We start from the raw sequence: 17,896 nt of genomic DNA on the forward strand, positions 1-17,896 counted from the left end.
CAAGCCCGGCATCGAGCGCCGGCGCGTCGACCAGCACCATGCCGCGCGCCGCGCCGATGATGGCGGCGAGCCGCGCACGCAGCGCGGCGGGCGGCAGGGCGGCGGCATCGACTTCGAGCAGCGCGAGGCCGGGCGGCGCGGCGCCGGCATCCGCCTCGGCCAGCCGCGGCACCGTGGCCGCGAAGCGCGCGCCGAGGCCGCGCGCGAGCGACACCGCCAGCACGTCGAGCCCGAAGCCATCGGCGAGGTCGCGCGCGATCGCCGCCGTCGCCACCGTCACCCCCTCCCCGGAGGTGGCGGCGGTCAGCGCGACGGCGCGTCGGCGCCCCGGTTCCGTGCCGCGCGCCAGCGTCGCCGCCGCGGCGGCGAAAGGTCCGGTCCCCGCCATGGTTCAGGCCGCCGGCAGGGGCGCGCGCAGGCGCGGCACCACCGCCAGCACGGGCAGGTCGAGATGCCGCTCCACCTCCGCCGCCTCATGCAGCCGGCGGTCGAAGAAGGCGGCAACGGCTACCCAGGCCAGCGCCAGGATCCCGCCGAGTACGCCGGCGAGCGCGAGCGCCACCGACTTGCGCAGGCCGACTGGCGTCGCGCGCAGCGCCGGGCGCTGGACGAGTTGCACGTTGCCGATGCGCGCTTCCTCCAGCGCCGCGACGGACAGCGCGTCGTTCAGCTTGCCGTCGTTGAACTCGAAGGCGCGGCGGGCGGAATCGACCTCCCGCCGCAGCGCCTGCCAGTCGGGCAGCGCGGCCTGCAGCGCGGCGAGGTCCGCCGCGATCGCGTCCCGCAGCGTCTCCCGCGCCGCCAGGATGCGGCGGCGCTGGTCATGCGTCGCGCGCACCTGCTCGGCCAGCTGGCGCGACAGCGCGGCGATCTCGGCACGCTGGCGGCGCACCGCCGCATCCTGCGCCGCGAGGGTGGTCTGCGACCCGGCGCTGCGGGCGCCGAGGCTCGCGAGTTCCGACGCGATCGCCTGCTGCAGCGGATTGCCCGCGAGCGCGACGCCCGAGCGCGTCTCGTCCGCGCCGGCCTCCGTCGCCTCGAGCTGGCGCAGCGCGATGGCAGCGAGTTCGAGGTCGAGCCGCGCCGCGTCCAGGCCGGTCTCGGCCTCGGCGAGGCGGCGCTGGAGCGCGGCGCGCTGTTCCTCCGGCACGGTGATCGCCTGGGCGCGCTCGAAGGCGGCGAGCGCGGCCTCGGCCGCGGCGAGGCGCGCGCCCGTTTCACGCCGCCGCTCGGTGAAGAACTCCACCGCCTGGCGGCCCTGGAACATCGCCGCGCGCGTCTCGAAGTACAGGTCGAGGATCAGGCGCAGCGCCGCTTCCGGCACCTCCCGCGCGCCCCAGACCAGGCGCGCGGTGACGACATTGGTGTTGGGCTGGCTGTCGAGGATCAGCGCGCCGGACAGCGACTCGATCGCCGCCTCGCGCGGCGTCAGCCGCGTGGACAGGCCGAGCGCGATAAGGGCCTCGGACACCCCTTCCCGCACGGCGCGCACCGCGCCGCGCACGGCCTGCTTCACGCGCGCCACCAGGCCCTCGGCCGGCGGCGGAGCGGCAGGCGCGAGATCGATGCGGTCCACCGCCAGCGCGATCAGGTCGCGGGAGCGGATCAGCTCCATCTCGCTGTTCACATGCCCCGGCGTGGTCGAGACGAAGGCTTGGCGGTCCGCGAGCATGGTCGGCAGCGGCGCCTGTTCCTGGCCGAGGCGCACCAGGATCTTCGCCTCCGCCATCCAGGCATCGCCGCGGATCAGGAAGACATGCACGCCCGCCATCAGGATCGCGGCCAGCACGATGGCCACGACCGTCCACAGGCGGCGCAGGAGCGGCGCGGCGAGGTCGCGGAGCGATATCTCGGGCAGCAGGCTGCCCGGCGCGGAACTCATGCGGCCGCGTCCTCCACGGCGAGCCAGTCCCGGTACCAGGCGATGGTCTCGGCAAGCGCCGCGTCCAGCGAGAAGGCCGGCGCCCAGCCGAGCCGCGCCCGCGCCTTGGCGGCCGAGAGATGCTGCTCGGGGATCTCGTTGCTCGCCTGGCCGAGCACGATCGGCTCGATCTCCGGCCGCCCGGCCGCGGCGAGGATGCGGCGCGTGAGGTCGAGCACCGAGAGCGGCTGCTCGGTCGAGAAGTTGAAGGCCTCCCCGTGCAAAGCGGGGTCCTCCATCGCCTCAGCCAGCGCGAGATAGGCGAGCACCACGTCGCGCACATAGATGTAGTCGCGGATCATCGACCCGTCGGAGCGCAGCACCGGACGTTCGCCCCGGATAGCCCAGCGCGCGACGCCGGGGACGATGCGGTTGAAGTTGAGGTCCCGCCCGCCGAAGAAGTTCCCCGCCCGCGTGATGCAGACCGGCAGGCCATAGCTGTGGTGGTAGGTCTGGGCGATGATGTCGGTGCAGGATTTCGACGCGTCGTAGGGATGCCGGCCGTTCAGCGGCATGGTCTCGTCATAGGGCAGCACGGGCGCGGTGCCGTACGCCTTGTCGGACGATGCGACGACGATCCGCTTCACCTGCCCGCGCAACTCCCGGCAGGCGTCGAGCAGGTTCCAGCTGCCCCTGATGTTCGCCTCGAAGGTCGACCGCGGGTTGCGGTTGGCGATGCCGACGATGGGCTGCGCGCCCAGGTGCAGCACCGTGTCCGCCTCGTGCTCGTTGATCGCGCGCAGCAGCGTCTCGTAGTCCTCGAGCGCGCCGAGCACGGTGAAGTGCGGCTCGGTCTCCGCATCGTCGCGGCGCGTCAGGTGGCGGCCGCGGTCGCGCACATAGCCGATGGTGGTCGCCCCCCGCCGGTTCAGCTCCTTCACGGTCCAGGAGCCTAGGAAGCCCGAGGAGCCGGTGACGAGGACGCGCTTGTCGGCCCAGAAGCGGTTGCGCGCGCTCATGCCGCCGCGGCCGTCCGGCCGAGCCAGGGCATGCTGCCCTCGGCGAACATCGCCTCGATTTCCTGCTGGTCCTTGTAGGTGTCCATCGACTTGAAGAAGCCGTCATGGCGATAGGTCGCGAGGTGCCGGCCGGCGAGCAGGCCGGGGAAGACGTCGCGTTCCAGGTTCTCGCCGCGCCAATGGTCGAAGATGGCGGGCTCGATCACGAAGAAGCCGGCGTTGATCCAGTGCTCGCGCAGCACCGGCTTCTCCCGGAAGTCGTGGATCGTGCCGCCGGCATCGGCCTCGATCGTGCCGTACTGGGACCGCAGCGGCACCGAGGTGATGGTGGCGAGCTTGCCCGCGCGGCGATGGAAGGCGAGCAGGTCGGCGAGCGGGACGTCCGACAGCCCGTCCGCGTAGGTCGCCATGAAGGTCCCGCCGCCCAGCAGGTGGCGGCAGCCCGCCACGCGCCCGCCCGTGTCGGTCGCGGCACCCGTGTCGACGATCTCGACCTTCCAGCCGAAGGAGCGGCCCTCGAAATAGTCGAGGATCACCTCCTTCCGGTAGCCGACGGACAGGACGAAGTCGGTGATGCCCTGGCGCGCGTAGATCTCCATCACGCGCAGCAGGATCGGCTTGCCGCCGACCGGCATCATCGGCTTGGGCAGGTATTCCGTGTAGGGATAGGCGCGGGTGCCCGACCCGCCGGCAAGGATCACGACCTTCATGCGCTTGGCTTCCTGGGCTGGGGGGTGATCAGAAGGCGGCATCGCTGGTGAAGCCGCGCGTGACGGTCGCGGCCAGGATCCGCAGATCGAGGGAGAGCGACCAGGTCTCGACATAGAGAAGGTCGTAGTCGAGCCGGCGCTGCGCCTTCTCGAGCGTATCGACCAGGCCGCGGCAGCCATTCACCTGCGCGAGGCCGGTGATGCCGGGCTTCATGCGGTGCCGCGCCGCGTAGTGGCGCACCGCCTCGCCATAGGGGCGGCCCTCGACGCGCATCTCGACCGGATGGGCGCGCGGGCCGACCAGCGACATCCCGCCCGCCAGCACGTTGAACAGCTGCGGCAGCTCGTCGAGGCTGGTGCGGCGGAGGAAGCGCCCGACGCGCGTCACGCGCGGATCGCCGGGCACGGTCGCGCGCGCGCCCGTCGGGTCGCCCAGCGCCTGGTGCATGGTGCGGAACTTCAGCACGAGGATCGGCTCGTTCGCGAAGCCGAAGCGGCGCTGGCGCAGCAGCACCGGCCCCGGGCTGTCGAGCCGCACGGCGATCGCCGCCGCCAGCATCACCGGCGCGAAGAGCACCACCAGCGCGGAGCCGATGAGCAGATCCTCCGCGCGCTTGGCGATGCCGCGCCAGTCGCGCAGCGGCCGGCCCCAGACCTCCACCGCCGGGCGCCCCGCGACGATGCGCGCCGCGCCCGCGGGCAACTCCCAGGCGGCGAGGTCCGGGGCGAGGCGGACATCGACCGGCAGGTCGCGCAGCCGCAGGCAGGCTTCCGCCACCTGGTCCGGCATCGACCAGGGCAGCGCGACGAACACCGCGTCCAGCGCGAGATCCGGCGCGGCGCGCAGCAGGTCGTCGATGTCCCCGTCCAGATCCGCGCCGCGATGGGCGCCGAAGCGTCCGACGAGCAGCACCTCCCCCGCGCGATCCGGCGCCGAGAGGGCCGCCGCCAGCCGTTCGGCCTGCGGCCCCGTGCCGACCACGGCGACGCGCTCGGCCAGCCTGCCCGTCGCCCGCCAGGCAGCGAGGCGCAGCGCCAGCGCCGTACGGGCCAGCGCAAGGCCGGCCATGCCGAGCCCGGCCCAGCCCAGCAGCCAGCCGCGCGACAGCGCGATCCCGCCATCCCACAGGAATGCGACGGCCAGCGTCACCAGCAGCGCCAGCGCGAAGGCCCCGGCGACATGCCGCAGCACGCCCGCGCGCCGGTCCAGGCCCTCGGAGCGGTACTGCCCGGCGATCGTGCCGGCCGCGACATAGGCCGCGATCCCCACGACCGTGGCCGCGAGATGCCGGGCATGGTCCTGCGCCCCGGCATCGTCGGCCGCGGCCGTGGCGAGCGCGCCCGCGAGCGCCAGCACCGCGGCATCGGCGCAGGGCAGCAGCCCCGCGACGAGCGCGAGCCGCCCGCGCGCCGGCCGCGCCAGGGTCGGGCGGCCACGACGTCGCCGGACCTCGCCCTCCGCAAGGGTGGAAGCCCGCGTCATGTCGCGCGCCCCTGGGACCGGTCGAGGCGCCGGGCGGCCGATGCCATCGTGATGTCCACCGCGTCACTCCCCTCGGCCGCCGCCGGTCGGACCGGATGGCGGGCCCGTCTGTGGCGCCCCCGCACAGTCCGGACTTTATTCTCGCGTAACGTTACGCTTCAATATCGAAACGATGCCTTGGCGCCCTGGATGGCGCGGCGTGTGATCTGGGGAACAGGGTTTGGACGCCTCGAACCGTGCCGGCGGGCTGTCGGCCACGCGATCGGTCCTCGCGCTCGGCCTGAAGGGCGGGGCGGTGGTCGCGGGCTTCGCGCTGCAGATCGTGCTCGCGCGCCTGCTCGGCGCCGAGGGGCTCGGCGTCTTCGCCGGCTTCCTTGCCGCGGCCACGGTGATGGCGATCGCGGGCGGGCTCGGCATGCCGGTCGCCGCGATCCGCTTCGTGCCGGTCTACCTGGCGGAAGGGCAGGATGCGCGGCTGGCCGGCTTCCTGCGTGCGGCACGGCAGTTCTGCCTGCTTGCCGCCGGCGGCCTCGCCCTCGCGCTCGCCGCGTGGTTCCTGCTGCTGCCGCCGCTGCGCGCGGACGTGCACGCCGCCCTGGCGGCCGCGGCGCTCGTGCCGCTGCTGGCCTGGGGCGCGCTGTCGGCCGGACTGCTCCAGGCGAGCGGGCAGCCGCTGCGCGCCGACGCCACGATCAACTTCGCGCGACCGCTGCTGGTGATGCTGCTCGCGCTCCTCGCCGCGGCCTTCGTCGAACTCCGGCCGCACCACGCGCTCTGGCTCATGGCCGCGGCCGCGCTCGCGACCGGCGCGGCGGCCGCGCTCGCCGCGCGCCGCCGCCTGCCGCGCGCGCCCGGCATCGTGCCGGACGCAAGCGAGCGCGCACGCTGGCTGCAGTCGGGCACGACGCTGGTCCTGGGCATGATCGTGACGGCGCTGATCGAGCGGCTGGACATCATCATGCTCGGCATCCTGCTCGGCCCCGAGGAGGCGGGCCCCTACAGCGTCGCCTCCCGCCTCGCGCTCACCGTCGCGCTGGCGAGCGCGGCGGTCGCCTCGCTCGTCGGGCCCGAACTCGCGCGCCACGCCGCGGCGGGCGACCGCGTGGCGCTGCAGGCGAGCGCGGGGCGCGCCGCGCTGCTGGCCACGGGCATGGCGATGGCCTCGGTCGTCGCGCTCGCCGCCGCCTGGCCCTTCCTGCTGCCGGCCTTCGGCGCCGGCTTCGACGCGGCGACGACGCCGCTGATGATCCTGCTCGCGGCGCAGGGCGCCATCGCCGCCGCGGGCGCGGCGGGCGGCCTGCTCGCCGTCACCGGCCGCAACCGCGAGATCGTTTCGATCTCGATCGGCGCGGTGATCCTCGACACGGCGCTGCTGCTCCTCCTCGTCCCATCCTTCGGGCCGACGGGCGCGGCGCTGGCGACGGCGGCGACCGGCCTGTGCCACGCGGCGGCGCTCGCCCTCGCGGCGAGCCGGCTGCTCGGCGTCGATCCGAGCCTGCGCGGCGCGGCACGGGCCTGGACGCGCCGCCGCTACCTCGGCCCGTCGCTGCACAGGAGCTGACCATGCGCATCGCCGCGCTCGTCCTGCTGACCGCGCTGGCGCTGGCGGGGCCCGCGCGCGCGCTGGTCGCGAACGGGGATTTCTCGGCCGGCGGCACGCCGCCCGCGGGCTGGTCGCTGGACGGCGCGGTGGCGGGCAAGGGCAGCCTGCGGATCCTGCCCGGCGGCGTGCTCGAGCTTTCGCCCAATGGCCGCAACACGCCGGGGCCGCAGCCCTACGCCATCGGGCAGCTGCTGCCGGCCGAAGCGGTGCGCGGGCGGCGCCTGACGCTGGAGGCGACGCTGGGCGCCGAGGGCGGCGCGACCGCCGTCGTGGGCCTCGCGGTGTTGCGCCGCGGCGCCGAACCGCTGTTCGTCACGCTGCGCGGGGATGGCGCGCCGTCCCGCCGGGCCGAGGCGCTGTCCGTCCCCGACGGGCGCGCGATCGAAGGCGCGATTGTCTTCGTCGCGGTGGAGGGCACGCGCGGCGCGGCGCGCTTCGCCAGCGTGTCGCTGGCCGCCGCCGCCGCACCCGCCGCGGCGCCACCCGCGGCACCCGCGCCCGCCGTACTGCCCGCCCGCGTGCGCGTGGCGACCGACACCGTCCGCCGCCAGATCCCGCGCGGCATCTTCGGCACCAACATCGAGGTCATCCGCGACGCCAACGGGCTGTGGGAGGCCGAGGCGGGACGCCTGCAGCCCGAGATCACCGCGATCGCGCGCGGGCTCGGCATCTCCCTCGTGCGCTTCCCCGGCGGCGTCTGGTCGGATGCCTATGACTGGCGCCACGGCATCGGCCCGCAATCGGCCCGCGCCACCACGCCGACGCATCCCGGCGCGACCGAAACATACCGCCACGGCTTCGGCACGGACGAGGCGCTCGGCTTCGCGCGGCAGATCGGCGCGGGGCTGCTCGTCACCGTCAATGCCGGCAACGGCACGGCGCGCATGGCGGCCGACTGGGTGCGCTACGTGAACGGCGAGGGCGGCCGGTCGCCGCGCGACGGGCGCGTCGAATGGTGGGAGATCGGCAACGAGCTCTACATCGACGGCGACGCCTCGGGCGGCCACACCACGCCCGAGCGCTACGCCGACCGGGTGGTGGAATTCGCCCGCGCCATGCGCGCCGTCGATCCGCAAATCCGCATCATGGCGATCGGGCTGCGCAATTTCGGCCGCTACCGCTTCAACGCCTTCGATCGCTGGAACGAAGTGGTGCTGCGCCGCGCGGGGGGCGAGATCGACGCGCTCGCCGTGCACAACGCCTATGCGCCGCTGGTGGCCGACGGGCGCGAGGCGGACCCGCTCGCCGTCTATGCCGCGATGTGGGCCTTCCCCCGGCAGGTCGCGCGCAACCTGGCCGACACGCGCGCCGAGATCGCACGCTTCGCGCCGGCCCGCGCCGGGCGCATCGCGCTCGCGGTGACCGAATGGGGGCCGCTGTTCGCCATCGACCCGGCCTCGCCCTGGATCGACCACGCCAAGACCATGGGCTCGGCGATCTACGTCGCCTCGATCCTCGCCGCCTTCGCCGAGGAACCGGCGCTCGAGGTCGCGAACTTCTTCAAGCTGAACGAACCCATGTTCATGGGCTGGATCGGCCGTCGCGGCGGGCGCTGGGTCGCGAACGCGAATGCCGAGGCGTTCCGCATGGTCTCCCGCGGCATGGAGGCCGGGCTGCTCGCGACCGAGGTGGAGGTCGCGACCTATGCCACGCGCGACCTCGGCTTCGTCGCGGCGACGCGCGACGTGCCCTATCTCGATGCGCTCGCCACCCGCGCGGCCGATGGGCGCGTGCTGACGCTGCTGCTGGTCAACAAGCACCCCGGCGCGGCGATCGAGGCGCGCATCGCGCTCGCCGGCGCGACCGGCGCCGCGTCCGTCACCGCCGAGACGCTTTCGGCCGAGGCACCCGACGCGCATGTGGGCACGGAATTGCTGCGCATCCCCGGCCTGCGCTGGGCGGAACAGGCGCGCGCCGGCCCGCGCGGCCGCTTCCACCTGGGCGGGGAAGGCGAGATCCGGCTGGAGCGGCGCGAGCTCGGCCGCAGCGGCGCGGAGACGGTGGTGCGGGTGCCGCCGCACGCCATCACGCTGCTCCGCTTCGAGGGCCTCGGTCGGCCGTGAGCGCGCCCGGCCTGCCACGCCTCCTCCCGGCGGCGCTGGCGCTCGGCGGCGGGCTCGTCGCCGCCGCGCTCGCCCTGGCGCTGCCGGGGCTCGGCGCGAAGGGGCTCGCCGCGTCGATGGGCCTCGTCGCCGTCGCCGCGCTGATGCTGCTCACGCGCCGGCCGGTCGAGGTCCTCGCCGGCTTCGCGGTGCTCGCGCTGACCTACAACCGGCACTACTTCCGCCCCTTCGCGGCGCTGACGGGCACGCCCGTCGGCGAGGGCCTGTTCTGGATCCCGGCCGACCCGCTGCTGCTCGCGCTGCTGCTGGCCATCGTCGCCGAGCGCGCGCTCGGGCGCGCGCCGGAGGTGCCGGCGACGCCCTTTCCCACCTGGCCGGTGCAGCCCCTGCTCGCCGCCTGCCTCGTCTCGACGCTGGCCGCCGAGCGGATGGACCTCGCCGCGGCCGAGACGATGCGCGTCGTGAAGTTCGCCCTGCTCCTCGCGCTGCTGGCGAGGCGGATGGACGCGGCGCTGTGGCGCACGCTCGCCGCCGCCTTCGGCATCACGGTACTGGCGCAATCCGGGCTCGGCGTGCTGCAGGTTGCGTTCCGCGCCGGGGACAGCCTGCTCGCGACCTTCGGCGGCGCGGCCGAGACGCTGGTGGAGGGTTTCGAGAACCGCGCGCGCGGCTCCATGGGGCATCCGAACATCCTCGCGCCCTGGCTGCTGATGCTCGCACCCGGCGCCTTCGGCCTCGCGCTGTTCTCGCGCAGCCGGGCGCTGCGGGCGGCGGGCTTCGTCATCACCATCGCCGCCATGGCGGGCGTCTTCGCGGCCAAGTCGCGCGCCCCGGGCCTGCTGATGCTAGCCGCCCTCGGCGGGGTGGCGCTCGGCGCGCTGGCGCTGCGCGCACTGCCGGCGCGCGCCGCCGCGGGCGGGGCGATCTGGGCGCTGCTGCTGCTCGCGGCCGCGCTCACGCCCTTCGCCGGCGACATCGCCGAGCGGTTCCGCGGCGACTTCGCGCGCTCCGTCACCTTCCGCGCCGACTACAACCGCGCCGCGCTCGAGGTGTTCGACAGGCATCCGCTGCTCGGCGCCGGGCTGGCCGGATCGGGCGCCAGGATGGCGGAGCTTTCCGCGGGCATCGCGCTGGAACTCGCCGCGGTGACGGCCACGGCAGAGAGCGCCGGCGTGCGCGCGGCGGCCCCGGTGCACAACCTCTACATCCTCATGCTCGCCGAGGCGGGGCTGCCCGGCCTGGTCGGCTTCCTGCTGCTGCTCGGCGGCATCCTCTGGCGCGGTGCGGCGGCGGTGCGGCGCTGCTCGGGCGGCACGCGCGGCATCGCCCTCGGCCTGACGCTCGGCATCGGCGCGCAGGCGGTGCAGCAGACGGTCGACTTCTCGCTCTGGTGGGATCCGTCCTGGTACAGCCTTGCCATCGCCGCGGCGCTGCTCGCCACCGCGCGCGACGGTGCGGTGCCGTGAGCGCGCCGGTGCTGTTCGTCGTGCCCGCCTTCAACCGCGCGGCGGACCTGCCGCGCACGCTCGGCGCCATCGCGGCGCAGGACTGGCCGGCCGGGGCAGCCTCGATCCTGCTCGTCGACAACGGCTCGACGGACGGGACGCGGGATGCCGTGGCATCGCTCGCGGCGCGGCTGCCGCTGCGCATCGCGTATCGGCGCAAGGCGCCGGAAGGGCCGGCGGCGGCGCGCAACCTCGGCCTCGCCGCGGCGCCGACGGATGGCTTCGTCGCCTTCGTGGACAGCGATGTCGAACTCGACCGCGGCTGGACGCGCGCGACGGTCGCGGCGATGCAAGCCGACCCGCTCCTGGCGATGGTGGGCGGCCGCGTGCTGTTCGCGCACCGGCCGGATGTGCTGAACGCCTATGGCGGCGCGATCTCGCGCCTCGGCCTCGCCTGGGACCTTGAGGAAGGCGCGCCGGTGGCGACGGCGGAGGCGCCGCGCGACGTCGCCTGGGCCAACGCATCGGCGCTGCTCTGCCGCCCCTGGCCGCTGGTCGAGGCCGGGGGCTTCGACGCCGATTTCTTCTACGCCTATGAGGAACCGGACCTCGCGCTGCGCCTCGCGCTGGCCGGGCACCGCTGCCGCGTGGTACCGGACGCGACGGCCTTCCACCATGTCGGCGCCGCGGTCGGGCCGAGCCATCCCGACATCGTCTTCCACGCGGTGAAGAACCGGCTGCGCATGGGGCTGAAGGCCTTCGGCGCGCGGCGGCTCGCCTGGTGGGTGCCGGCGGCGATCCTGCACGCGCTGGCCGATGCCTCGCTGCACGCGCCGCGCGGCGCGCGCTGGCGGGGGCTCGCCTGGAACCTGCGCCACCTGCCGAAGACGCTCGACGCGCGCCGCAAGGCCCAGGCGCTGCGCCGCCTGCCGGATGAGGAAGCCTTCCGCCATGTCGCGCCGGGCTGGTTCCCGCCGACGCGCCTGGCCGGGCTGCGGCGGCGCCCGGTCGAGGGCCTCGCGCGCGGCGCCGCGGCGGACGACCGCGCGGCATGAGCGCGACCGCGCCCCCCTTCGTCAGCGTGATCGTGCCGACGCATGGCCGCCCGGCGCTGCTGCGCCGCCTGCTGCTCTCGCTGCTCGCCCAGGACTGGCCGCGCGACCGGTACGAGGTGATCGTCGTGCACAACGTGACCGAGGACGGGACGGATGCCGTGGTCGCCGGCCTCGCCGCGACCAGCGAGGTGCCCATCGCCTACCACCGCACCGCCTTCCGCGGCCCGGGGCCGTCGCGGCAATACGGCGCGGACCGCGCGCGCGGCGCCATCCTCGCCTTCATCGACGACGATTGCGAGGCGACGCCGGGCTGGATCGCGGCCGGCGCCGCCGCGATCGCCGAGGGGTTCGCGCTGGTGCAGGGCCGCACCCTGCCCCATCCCGGCCAGCCGCGGCGGCTGCTCGAGAAGACGGTCAGCGTCACCGGCCCGACGCCATACTTCGAGACCTGCAACATCTTCTACGACGCGGCCGTCTTCCGCGCGGTGGGCGGCTTCCCCGCCGCCTTCGTCGACCGCTTCTACGGCGAGGACACCGCGCTCGGCTGGACGGTGCGGCTCGCCGGCCACCGCACCGGCCATGCCGCGGCGGCGGAGGTGCATCACGAGGTCTTCGCCATCTCCTTCCGCGAATGGCTGCTGGCGCCGCGCACCATGCGGCACTGGCCCGCCCTGGTGCGCGCCTTCCCGGCGCTGCGGCGCGAATTGTTCCTCGGCGTCTTCCTCACGCGGCTGACCGCGGCCTTCGACCTGCTGGCGCTCGGCCTGCTGCTGGCGCCGCTGCATGCGGGCTTCCTGGCCTTCACGCTGCCCTATGTCGTGCTGCGCTTCACCGACCGGGGGCGGCTGCGCAACCCGGCCCACCTTCTCGCGCGCCTGGTCTTCGGCCTGCCGCGCGCGGCGGTGCTCGCCTGGGTGCTGCTGCGCGAATCCGTGCGTGCGCGGTCGCCGGTGCTGTGATGCCGCGCTCCATCCTGCTGGTGCATGAATGCTTCCCGCCGGAGGTGCGCGGCGGCGGGGAAGCGGTGGTGCTCGCGACCGCGCGGGGATTGATCGCGCGCGGGATCGCGGTGGAGGTCGTGACCACCGGCGACCCGGCCGTGACGGCCTTCGACGGCGTACCGACGATCCGGTTGCGCCTGCCGCGCCACGCCATGGCGCTCGGCATCGGGCGCATCGCCGCCGCCGCGGCGCGGCACGATTCGGTGCAGGCCTTCAACTTCAACGCCGCGCTGCCGGCGCTCGCCGCGGCGCGCCGCGCGCGGCGGCCGGTCGCCTGCACCATGCTCGGCCTGTTCGGGCGCGAATGGCTGGCGATGAAGGGGCCGCTGATCGGCCGCGCCTTCGCCGCGATGGAACGGCGCATCGTCGTCGCGCGCTACGATGCCACGATCTTCCTCTCGGACGCCTCCCGCGCGCAGGGCGTGGCGCTGGGGGCGCCGGCCGGGCGCAGCCACGTCATCCCGCCGGGCATCGCCTGGGACCGGCTGCGCCCGGCCGCCGCGCGCGCGCCCTTTGTGCTGTTCGCCGGGCGGCTCGACCGTCGCAAGGGCGTGCACCACCTGCTCGCCGCGGCGCGGGCCCTGCCGCGCATCCCCTTCCGCGCCGCGGGCTGGGGGGCGGACCTCGCCGCGCTGCGCGCCGCCGCGCCGGCGAACCTGGCCTTCGAGGAGGCGCAGGGCGACGACCGCTACTGGCGGGCGCTGGGGGAGGCGCGGATCTTCCTCTCCCCCACCCATGCCGAGACCTTCGGGCTGTCGGTCGCGGAAGCCATGGCCTCGGGCTGCGCCATCGTCTCCTCCGCCGTCACGCTGGACTTCGCGGGGCATCGCCACGCGCCGGGCGACGAGGCGGGGATGATCGCGGGGCTCGCGCGGCTGTGGGACGACCCGGCGGCCTGCGCAGCGGCGGGGGCCGAGAACCGTCGGCTGGCCGCGCGCTTCACCTGGGAGGCGCATATCGACCGGCTGCTCGCGCTGCATGCGCGCCTGCTTCGCGCGGAGGCCGCCTGATGCGCGTCGCGATCTACCATCCCTGGATCTACCTGAAGTCGGGGCTGGAGCGGACGCTGCTCGAAATCCATCGCCGCAGCCGCCATCAGGTGACGCTGCACACCGGCCACTACGACGCCGCCGGCACCTATCCGGAGCTCGCCGCGGCGGGGATCGTCGAGCATGGCCGCGTCTCGGTCCGGCGCGCCTACCTGCCCGTGCTGGGCGCGGCGGCGCGCATCGCGGCGACGCGGATCGACCCCGCTTCCTACGACACGCTCGTCGTCTCCTGCGACGGGCTGGGCGACCTGCTGACGCTGCGCAACCGGTCGAAGCCGGTCATGGCGCTGTGCTTCACCCCGCTCCGCGCGGCCTATGACGAGGCCTATCGCGCCCGGCTGCTCGACCGCGCGGGGGCGCTGCGGCCGCTGGCGCTGGCCGCCGAAGCGGGCTGGCGCGCGATCGACCGCGCCTGCTGGCGCAACTATGCCGAGGTGGTCGCGATCAGCCGGACCGTGCGGGACCGGATCGAGGCCGGCGGGCTCTGGCCCACCGGGCGGGCCCGGATCCTCTATCCCGGCATCGATGCGGCGCGGATCGGCCCCGGACGCCCCGCGGAACGCTATTTCCTGGTCGCCGGGCGCATCATGTGGACCAAGAACCTGTCGCTGGCGCTCGAGGCCTTCGCCCTGGCGAAGCCCCACCTGCCCGGATGGCGGCTTGTCCTGGCCGGCATGGTGGACGACAAGAGCCGCAGCCATGCCGAGGCCCTGATGGCCCGCGGCCGGGAGATCGGCGATGTGGAATTCCGCATCGGCGCCACGGATTCGGAGATGCGGGACCTGTACGAGGGCTGCGGCGCGCTGCTGTTCACCGCCTTCAACGAGGATTGGGGCCTGACGCCGATCGAGGCGATGGCCGCCAGCCGGCCGGTCGTGGCGGTGGACCGCGGCGGGCCACGCGAATCTGTGATGCATGGCGCGACCGGCTTCCTCGAGGCCGACGACCCCGGCGCCTTCGCCGCCCGCATGGTGGAACTGGCGCGAAACCCCGCTTTGTGCGAACGGCTAGGTGCGGCCGGCCGGGAACGGGCGCGGCTGTTCACATGGGATGCCTTCGTCGCGGGTCTCGACGCGACGGTCGAGGGAATGGTCGAGAAGGACAGGGAGAGGCGCAGGGCATGATCTCGCGCAAGCGCGTGCTGGTGACCGGCGGGGCCGGCTTCATCGGGTCCCATCTTTGCGAACGCCTGCTCGCGCAGGGCCACCAGGTGCTCTGCGTCGACAACTACTTCACCGGCACGCGGGACAACATCGCGCACCTGCTGCCGCACCCGCAGTTCGAGGCGATGCGCCACGACGTCACCTTCCCGCTCTATGTGGAGGTGGACGAGATCTACAACCTCGCCTGCCCGGCATCGCCGGTGCACTACCAGTTCGACCCGGTGCAGACGACCAAGACGTCCATCTCCGGCGCGCTGAACATGCTCGGCCTCGCCAAGCGGCTGAAGGCCAAGGTGCTGCAGGCCTCGACCAGCGAGGTCTATGGCGACCCGGAGGTGCATCCGCAGACCGAGGATTACCGCGGCTCGGTCAACCCGCTCGGGCCCCGCGCCTGCTACGACGAGGGCAAGCGCTGCGCCGAGACGCTGTTCTTCGACTACCGGCGCCAGCACAATGTCCGCATCAAGGTGGCGCGGATCTTCAACACCTACGGCCCGCGCATGCATCCGAACGACGGGCGCGTGGTGTCGAACTTCATCGTCCAGGCGCTGTCGGGCAAGCCGGTGACGATCTATGGCGAAGGCACCCAGACCCGCGCCTTCTGCTTCGTCGACGACCTGGTCGACGGGCTGATGCGCCTGATGGCCACCGACGACGAGGTGACGGGCCCGGTCAACCTTGGCAACCCGCACGAGATCACGGTGCGGGAACTGGCCGACCGCGTGCTGGCCCTGTGCGGCGATTCCTCGCTGCTGGAAAAGCGGCCTCTACCACAGGACGATCCGGTGCGCCGCTGCCCCGACATCGGCCTCGCCAAGCGCCTGCTCGGCTGGGAACCGAAGGTGCCGCTCGAGGACGGGCTGCGCCGCACCGTCGCCTATTTCGACCAGCGGCTGCGCCAGGCCGGCTAGCCGCTCAGCAGGCGGTGGGCGGGCGCCAGCGTTCGATGGCGATGCCGCCCAGCGCCAGCGCCTCGAGCCTTTCGCCGCCGGCCTGGGTGAGTGCGGACCGCACCGCCGGCCAGGTGGTGAATGTCATGTCCTCCGCCACGCGCGGCGGCACCGACCGGGTAATGATCCAGGCCGCGCCGGCGCCGCGCAGCAGCGGGCACAGCGCTTGCGCCGCCACCATCGCCTCCGGCGCGAGCAGTTCCGCCGAGCGCCGCTCGAGCGGCGAGGCGGCAGGCACGAGCAGCGCCTCCAGCGGCGCACCGCCCGCCGCGGCGCGCAGCGAGACCAGGGCGAAGACGCTGTCGGTCACGACGATCCGGTCACCCGGGGCCATGCGTTCGGCGAGCAGCGCGGCGACCCCGTTCCAGTCCTCGCGCGTCAGCGGCAGCAGGTGGAAGCGCAGCGCGCCGAAGCCGTGCAGCGCGAGCAGCAGCGCCGCCGCCGCGAGGAAGGCCCGGCGCGGCAGCAGCGCGAGGCCGGCGGCCGCGCCAGCCGCGACCGGCGCCACCAGGAACAGCACGGTCCGGTCGACCAGCACCGGCCAGTGCTGGCTGACCAGCGGGAAGGCCAGCCCGGCGAAGGCGAGCATCGCGACCAGCGCCAGCCGTTCCGCCCGCCCCACCGGCGCGCGCGCCAGGACAGCGAGCGTGAGCCCCGCGGCGGTCAGCGTCAGCGTCAGCGCCGACAGCGGGGAGTGGAAGGGCGCGACCACGTCGCGCGCATAGATCAGCGCCGTGTCCATCAGGCCCGGCGGGGCGATCCAGCGCGTGACGAAGGCGCCGTCCGTCGCATGCCCCAGCGCCCAGAGGATCGGCGCCGCGCCCAGCGCGAGCCCGATCGCATCCGCCGCCGCCAGCCGCGCGAGGCCGGCGGCGACCCGCGCGCCACCCGCGGCCAGCGCCACGAGCACGAAGAGGTTGAGGGCGAGATTGGCGATCGCCGCCGTGTGGTGCAGCCAGAGCATCGCCCCCTGCAGCAGGCCGAGGGCCAGGACCGCGCCCGCGCCACGCCGCCCGTCCCGCGCCGCGCCCACCAGCCGCTGCGCGGCGAACAGCGCACAGCAGAACAGCAGGAACAGCAGCGCGTAGGTCCGCCCATCCTGCCCGTGGCGGATCAGGCTGCCGTGCAGCGCGACGAGGCAGGCCGCGACCCAGGCCGCGCGCGACCCGAAGGCCGCCCGGCAGAACAGGAAGACGGGCAGGACGGCGAGCGCGGCGGCAAGGGCCGAGAGCAGCCGCAGCGGTTCCGGCGCCGGCCCCGCGACCCGGCCGACCAGGCCGGCGATGGCGTAATAGCCGGGCGGGCTCGCCTCGATCCGCGCCATGTCCCCGAACACCACGCCCCAGGGGAGGGAACCGAGGCCGATGCTGGCCGCCTCGTCGATCCAGGGGGCGTCGCCGGCAAGGCCCGGCAGGCGCAACAGGAAGGCGAAGACGACCAGCCCGGAAAGCGCCAGGCCGGCACGACGTTCCGATATCGTTCCATACTGATGCGACATCGGAACGTTCTTACCGGAAGTGGGGACCCGCCGCAGCCGCGGCGGATCACACCCCGGTCGCGGTCAGCGCAGCGGGAAGCCCAGTGCGATCAGCGCGTCCTTCAGCCGGTCCCGCCCGTTCAGCGCCCGCATGGTGCCCAGCCGCGCGATCACGCGCTTGGTCCAGGTATCGGCCGCCATCTCGTTGCGGGCGGAAAAGGCCGCCATGCGCGGGTCGTAGGCGGCGCGGTGGCCAGCATCCTCGGCGTCGTAGCGCTCGCGGTGCAGCACGGCGGCCTGGGGCAGGCGGGGCTTCACCTCCCCTTCCCGGCCCTCGGCGGCATAGCCGACGCACAGGCCGAAGACCGGCGCCACGCCCGGCGGCAGGCCGAGCAGGCGGGCGACGCGCGTCACGTCGTTGCGCAGCGCGCCGATGTAGACATTCGCGAGGCCCAGGCTTTCCGCCGCCACCACCGCGTTCTGCGCGGCGAGTGCGGCGTCGATCGCGGCGACGAGGAAGGATTCGAGGAAGGGCTGGCCGGCGAGCTCGGTCCCCTCGGCCTCGGCCAGCCGCGCGTTGCGCGAGGTGTCGGCGAGGAAGACGAGGAACAGCGGGCATTGCTCGATATGCTTCTGGTTGCCCGCGACCTCGGCCAGTTCCTTGCGCACCGCCGGATCATCCACCGCGACCACCGACCAGGTCTGCAGGTTCGACGAGGTCGCGGCGGATTGCGCCGCGGCGATCAGCGTCTCGAGCGTATGCGCGGGCAGCGGGTCGGGCCGGTAGCCGCGCACCGAGCGGTGCGAGAGCAGCAGCGCGATGGTGTCGTTCCACGGGCCGGCCTTGGGCTCAGCCCCGGCGCCGTAGCGTGCCGTGAGCGCCGCGGCGGGGCCGGGCATCTGCGTTCCGTCCATGTATGGGTATCCCCTGTGATGGGCCGAAGGTAGCGCGGGCGCGCGCGGCGTCCAGGCTCGGCGATCGCCGCGCCGGCAGCGGGCCGCCCCGGCGGCATGGGC

The 17,896-nt window shown here is 74.5% G+C and carries 15 protein-coding genes; 8 read left to right on the forward strand and 7 right to left on the reverse strand.

Going from position 1 to position 17,896, the window contains the following annotated elements; all coding sequences use genetic code 11:
- The 5 genes from J5Y09_RS20935 to J5Y09_RS20955 form a co-directional block, all read right to left on the reverse strand.
- Positions 1-388: hypothetical protein (locus tag J5Y09_RS20935; RefSeq protein WP_209353806.1), on the reverse strand; the 388-nt coding region annotated here is incomplete at its 3' end.
- Positions 389-391: 3 nt separating this feature from the next.
- On the reverse strand, positions 392-1,882 hold the full coding sequence (locus J5Y09_RS20940) for a Wzz/FepE/Etk N-terminal domain-containing protein (protein ID WP_209353807.1): 1,491 nt from the start codon (positions 1,880-1,882) through the stop codon (positions 392-394).
- Entirely contained in the window at positions 1,879-2,880 is a 1,002-nt protein-coding gene (locus J5Y09_RS20945) for a GDP-mannose 4,6-dehydratase (protein ID WP_209353808.1), read from the reverse strand. Before J5Y09_RS20945 ends, J5Y09_RS20940 begins: the two co-directional genes overlap by 4 nt.
- Complete coding sequence (locus J5Y09_RS20950; protein WP_209353809.1) at positions 2,877-3,590, reverse strand: sugar phosphate nucleotidyltransferase; 714 nt, start codon at positions 3,588-3,590, stop codon at positions 2,877-2,879. Before J5Y09_RS20950 ends, J5Y09_RS20945 begins: the two co-directional genes overlap by 4 nt.
- A 28-nt stretch (positions 3,591-3,618) precedes the next feature.
- Complete coding sequence (locus tag J5Y09_RS20955; RefSeq protein WP_209353810.1) at positions 3,619-5,073, reverse strand: exopolysaccharide biosynthesis polyprenyl glycosylphosphotransferase; 1,455 nt, start codon at positions 5,071-5,073, stop codon at positions 3,619-3,621.
- Between the two features lie 220 nt (positions 5,074-5,293).
- On the opposite strand from J5Y09_RS20955, the gene J5Y09_RS20960 reads away from it, so the two are divergent.
- From J5Y09_RS20960 to J5Y09_RS20995, 8 genes are read left to right on the forward strand one after another with little or no spacing between them, the layout of a single operon-like run.
- A complete protein-coding gene (locus tag J5Y09_RS20960; RefSeq protein WP_209353811.1) occupies positions 5,294-6,634 on the forward strand; it encodes a lipopolysaccharide biosynthesis protein in 1,341 nt (446 codons plus the stop codon).
- 2 nt (positions 6,635-6,636) lie between these two features.
- Entirely contained in the window at positions 6,637-8,739 is a 2,103-nt protein-coding gene (locus J5Y09_RS20965) for a hypothetical protein (protein ID WP_209353812.1), read from the forward strand.
- On the forward strand, positions 8,736-10,205 hold the full coding sequence (locus tag J5Y09_RS24830) for an O-antigen ligase family protein (protein ID WP_209353813.1): 1,470 nt from the start codon (positions 8,736-8,738) through the stop codon (positions 10,203-10,205). The genes J5Y09_RS20965 and J5Y09_RS24830 overlap by 4 nt, the downstream gene beginning before the upstream one ends.
- Entirely contained in the window at positions 10,202-11,239 is a 1,038-nt protein-coding gene (locus J5Y09_RS20975; protein ID WP_209353814.1) for a glycosyltransferase family 2 protein, read from the forward strand. Before J5Y09_RS24830 ends, J5Y09_RS20975 begins: the two co-directional genes overlap by 4 nt.
- Positions 11,236-12,198, forward strand: coding sequence for a glycosyltransferase family 2 protein (locus J5Y09_RS20980; protein WP_209353815.1), 963 nt, complete (start codon positions 11,236-11,238; stop codon positions 12,196-12,198). The genes J5Y09_RS20975 and J5Y09_RS20980 overlap by 4 nt, the downstream gene beginning before the upstream one ends.
- Positions 12,198-13,250 (forward strand): glycosyltransferase family 4 protein, encoded by a 1,053-nt coding sequence (locus J5Y09_RS20985; RefSeq protein ID WP_209353816.1) that lies wholly within the window; start codon positions 12,198-12,200, stop codon positions 13,248-13,250. Before J5Y09_RS20980 ends, J5Y09_RS20985 begins: the two co-directional genes overlap by 1 nt.
- Positions 13,250-14,413 carry a glycosyltransferase family 4 protein gene (locus J5Y09_RS20990; protein ID WP_209353817.1) on the forward strand — a complete coding sequence of 388 codons (1,164 nt, stop codon included), beginning with the start codon at positions 13,250-13,252 and terminating at the stop codon, positions 14,411-14,413. The genes J5Y09_RS20985 and J5Y09_RS20990 overlap by 1 nt, the downstream gene beginning before the upstream one ends.
- The gene (locus tag J5Y09_RS20995; protein WP_209353818.1) at positions 14,410-15,363 is read left to right on the forward strand and encodes a UDP-glucuronic acid decarboxylase family protein; all 954 of its coding nucleotides are present in this window, start codon (positions 14,410-14,412) and stop codon (positions 15,361-15,363) included. The genes J5Y09_RS20990 and J5Y09_RS20995 overlap by 4 nt, the downstream gene beginning before the upstream one ends.
- Before the next feature lie 4 nt (positions 15,364-15,367).
- Here J5Y09_RS20995 and J5Y09_RS21000 read toward each other — a convergent pair whose 3' ends face one another.
- A complete protein-coding gene (locus J5Y09_RS21000) occupies positions 15,368-16,900 on the reverse strand; it encodes a glycosyltransferase family 39 protein (protein WP_209353819.1) in 1,533 nt (510 codons plus the stop codon).
- A 63-nt stretch (positions 16,901-16,963) separates the two neighbouring features.
- Positions 16,964-17,794 (reverse strand): NADPH-dependent oxidoreductase, encoded by an 831-nt coding sequence (locus J5Y09_RS21005; protein WP_245217304.1) that lies wholly within the window; start codon positions 17,792-17,794, stop codon positions 16,964-16,966.
- Positions 17,795-17,896 lie beyond the last annotated feature (102 nt).

This window comes from Roseomonas nitratireducens (assembly GCF_017813355.1).
Lineage (GTDB): Bacteria > Pseudomonadota > Alphaproteobacteria > Acetobacterales > Acetobacteraceae > Neoroseomonas > Neoroseomonas nitratireducens.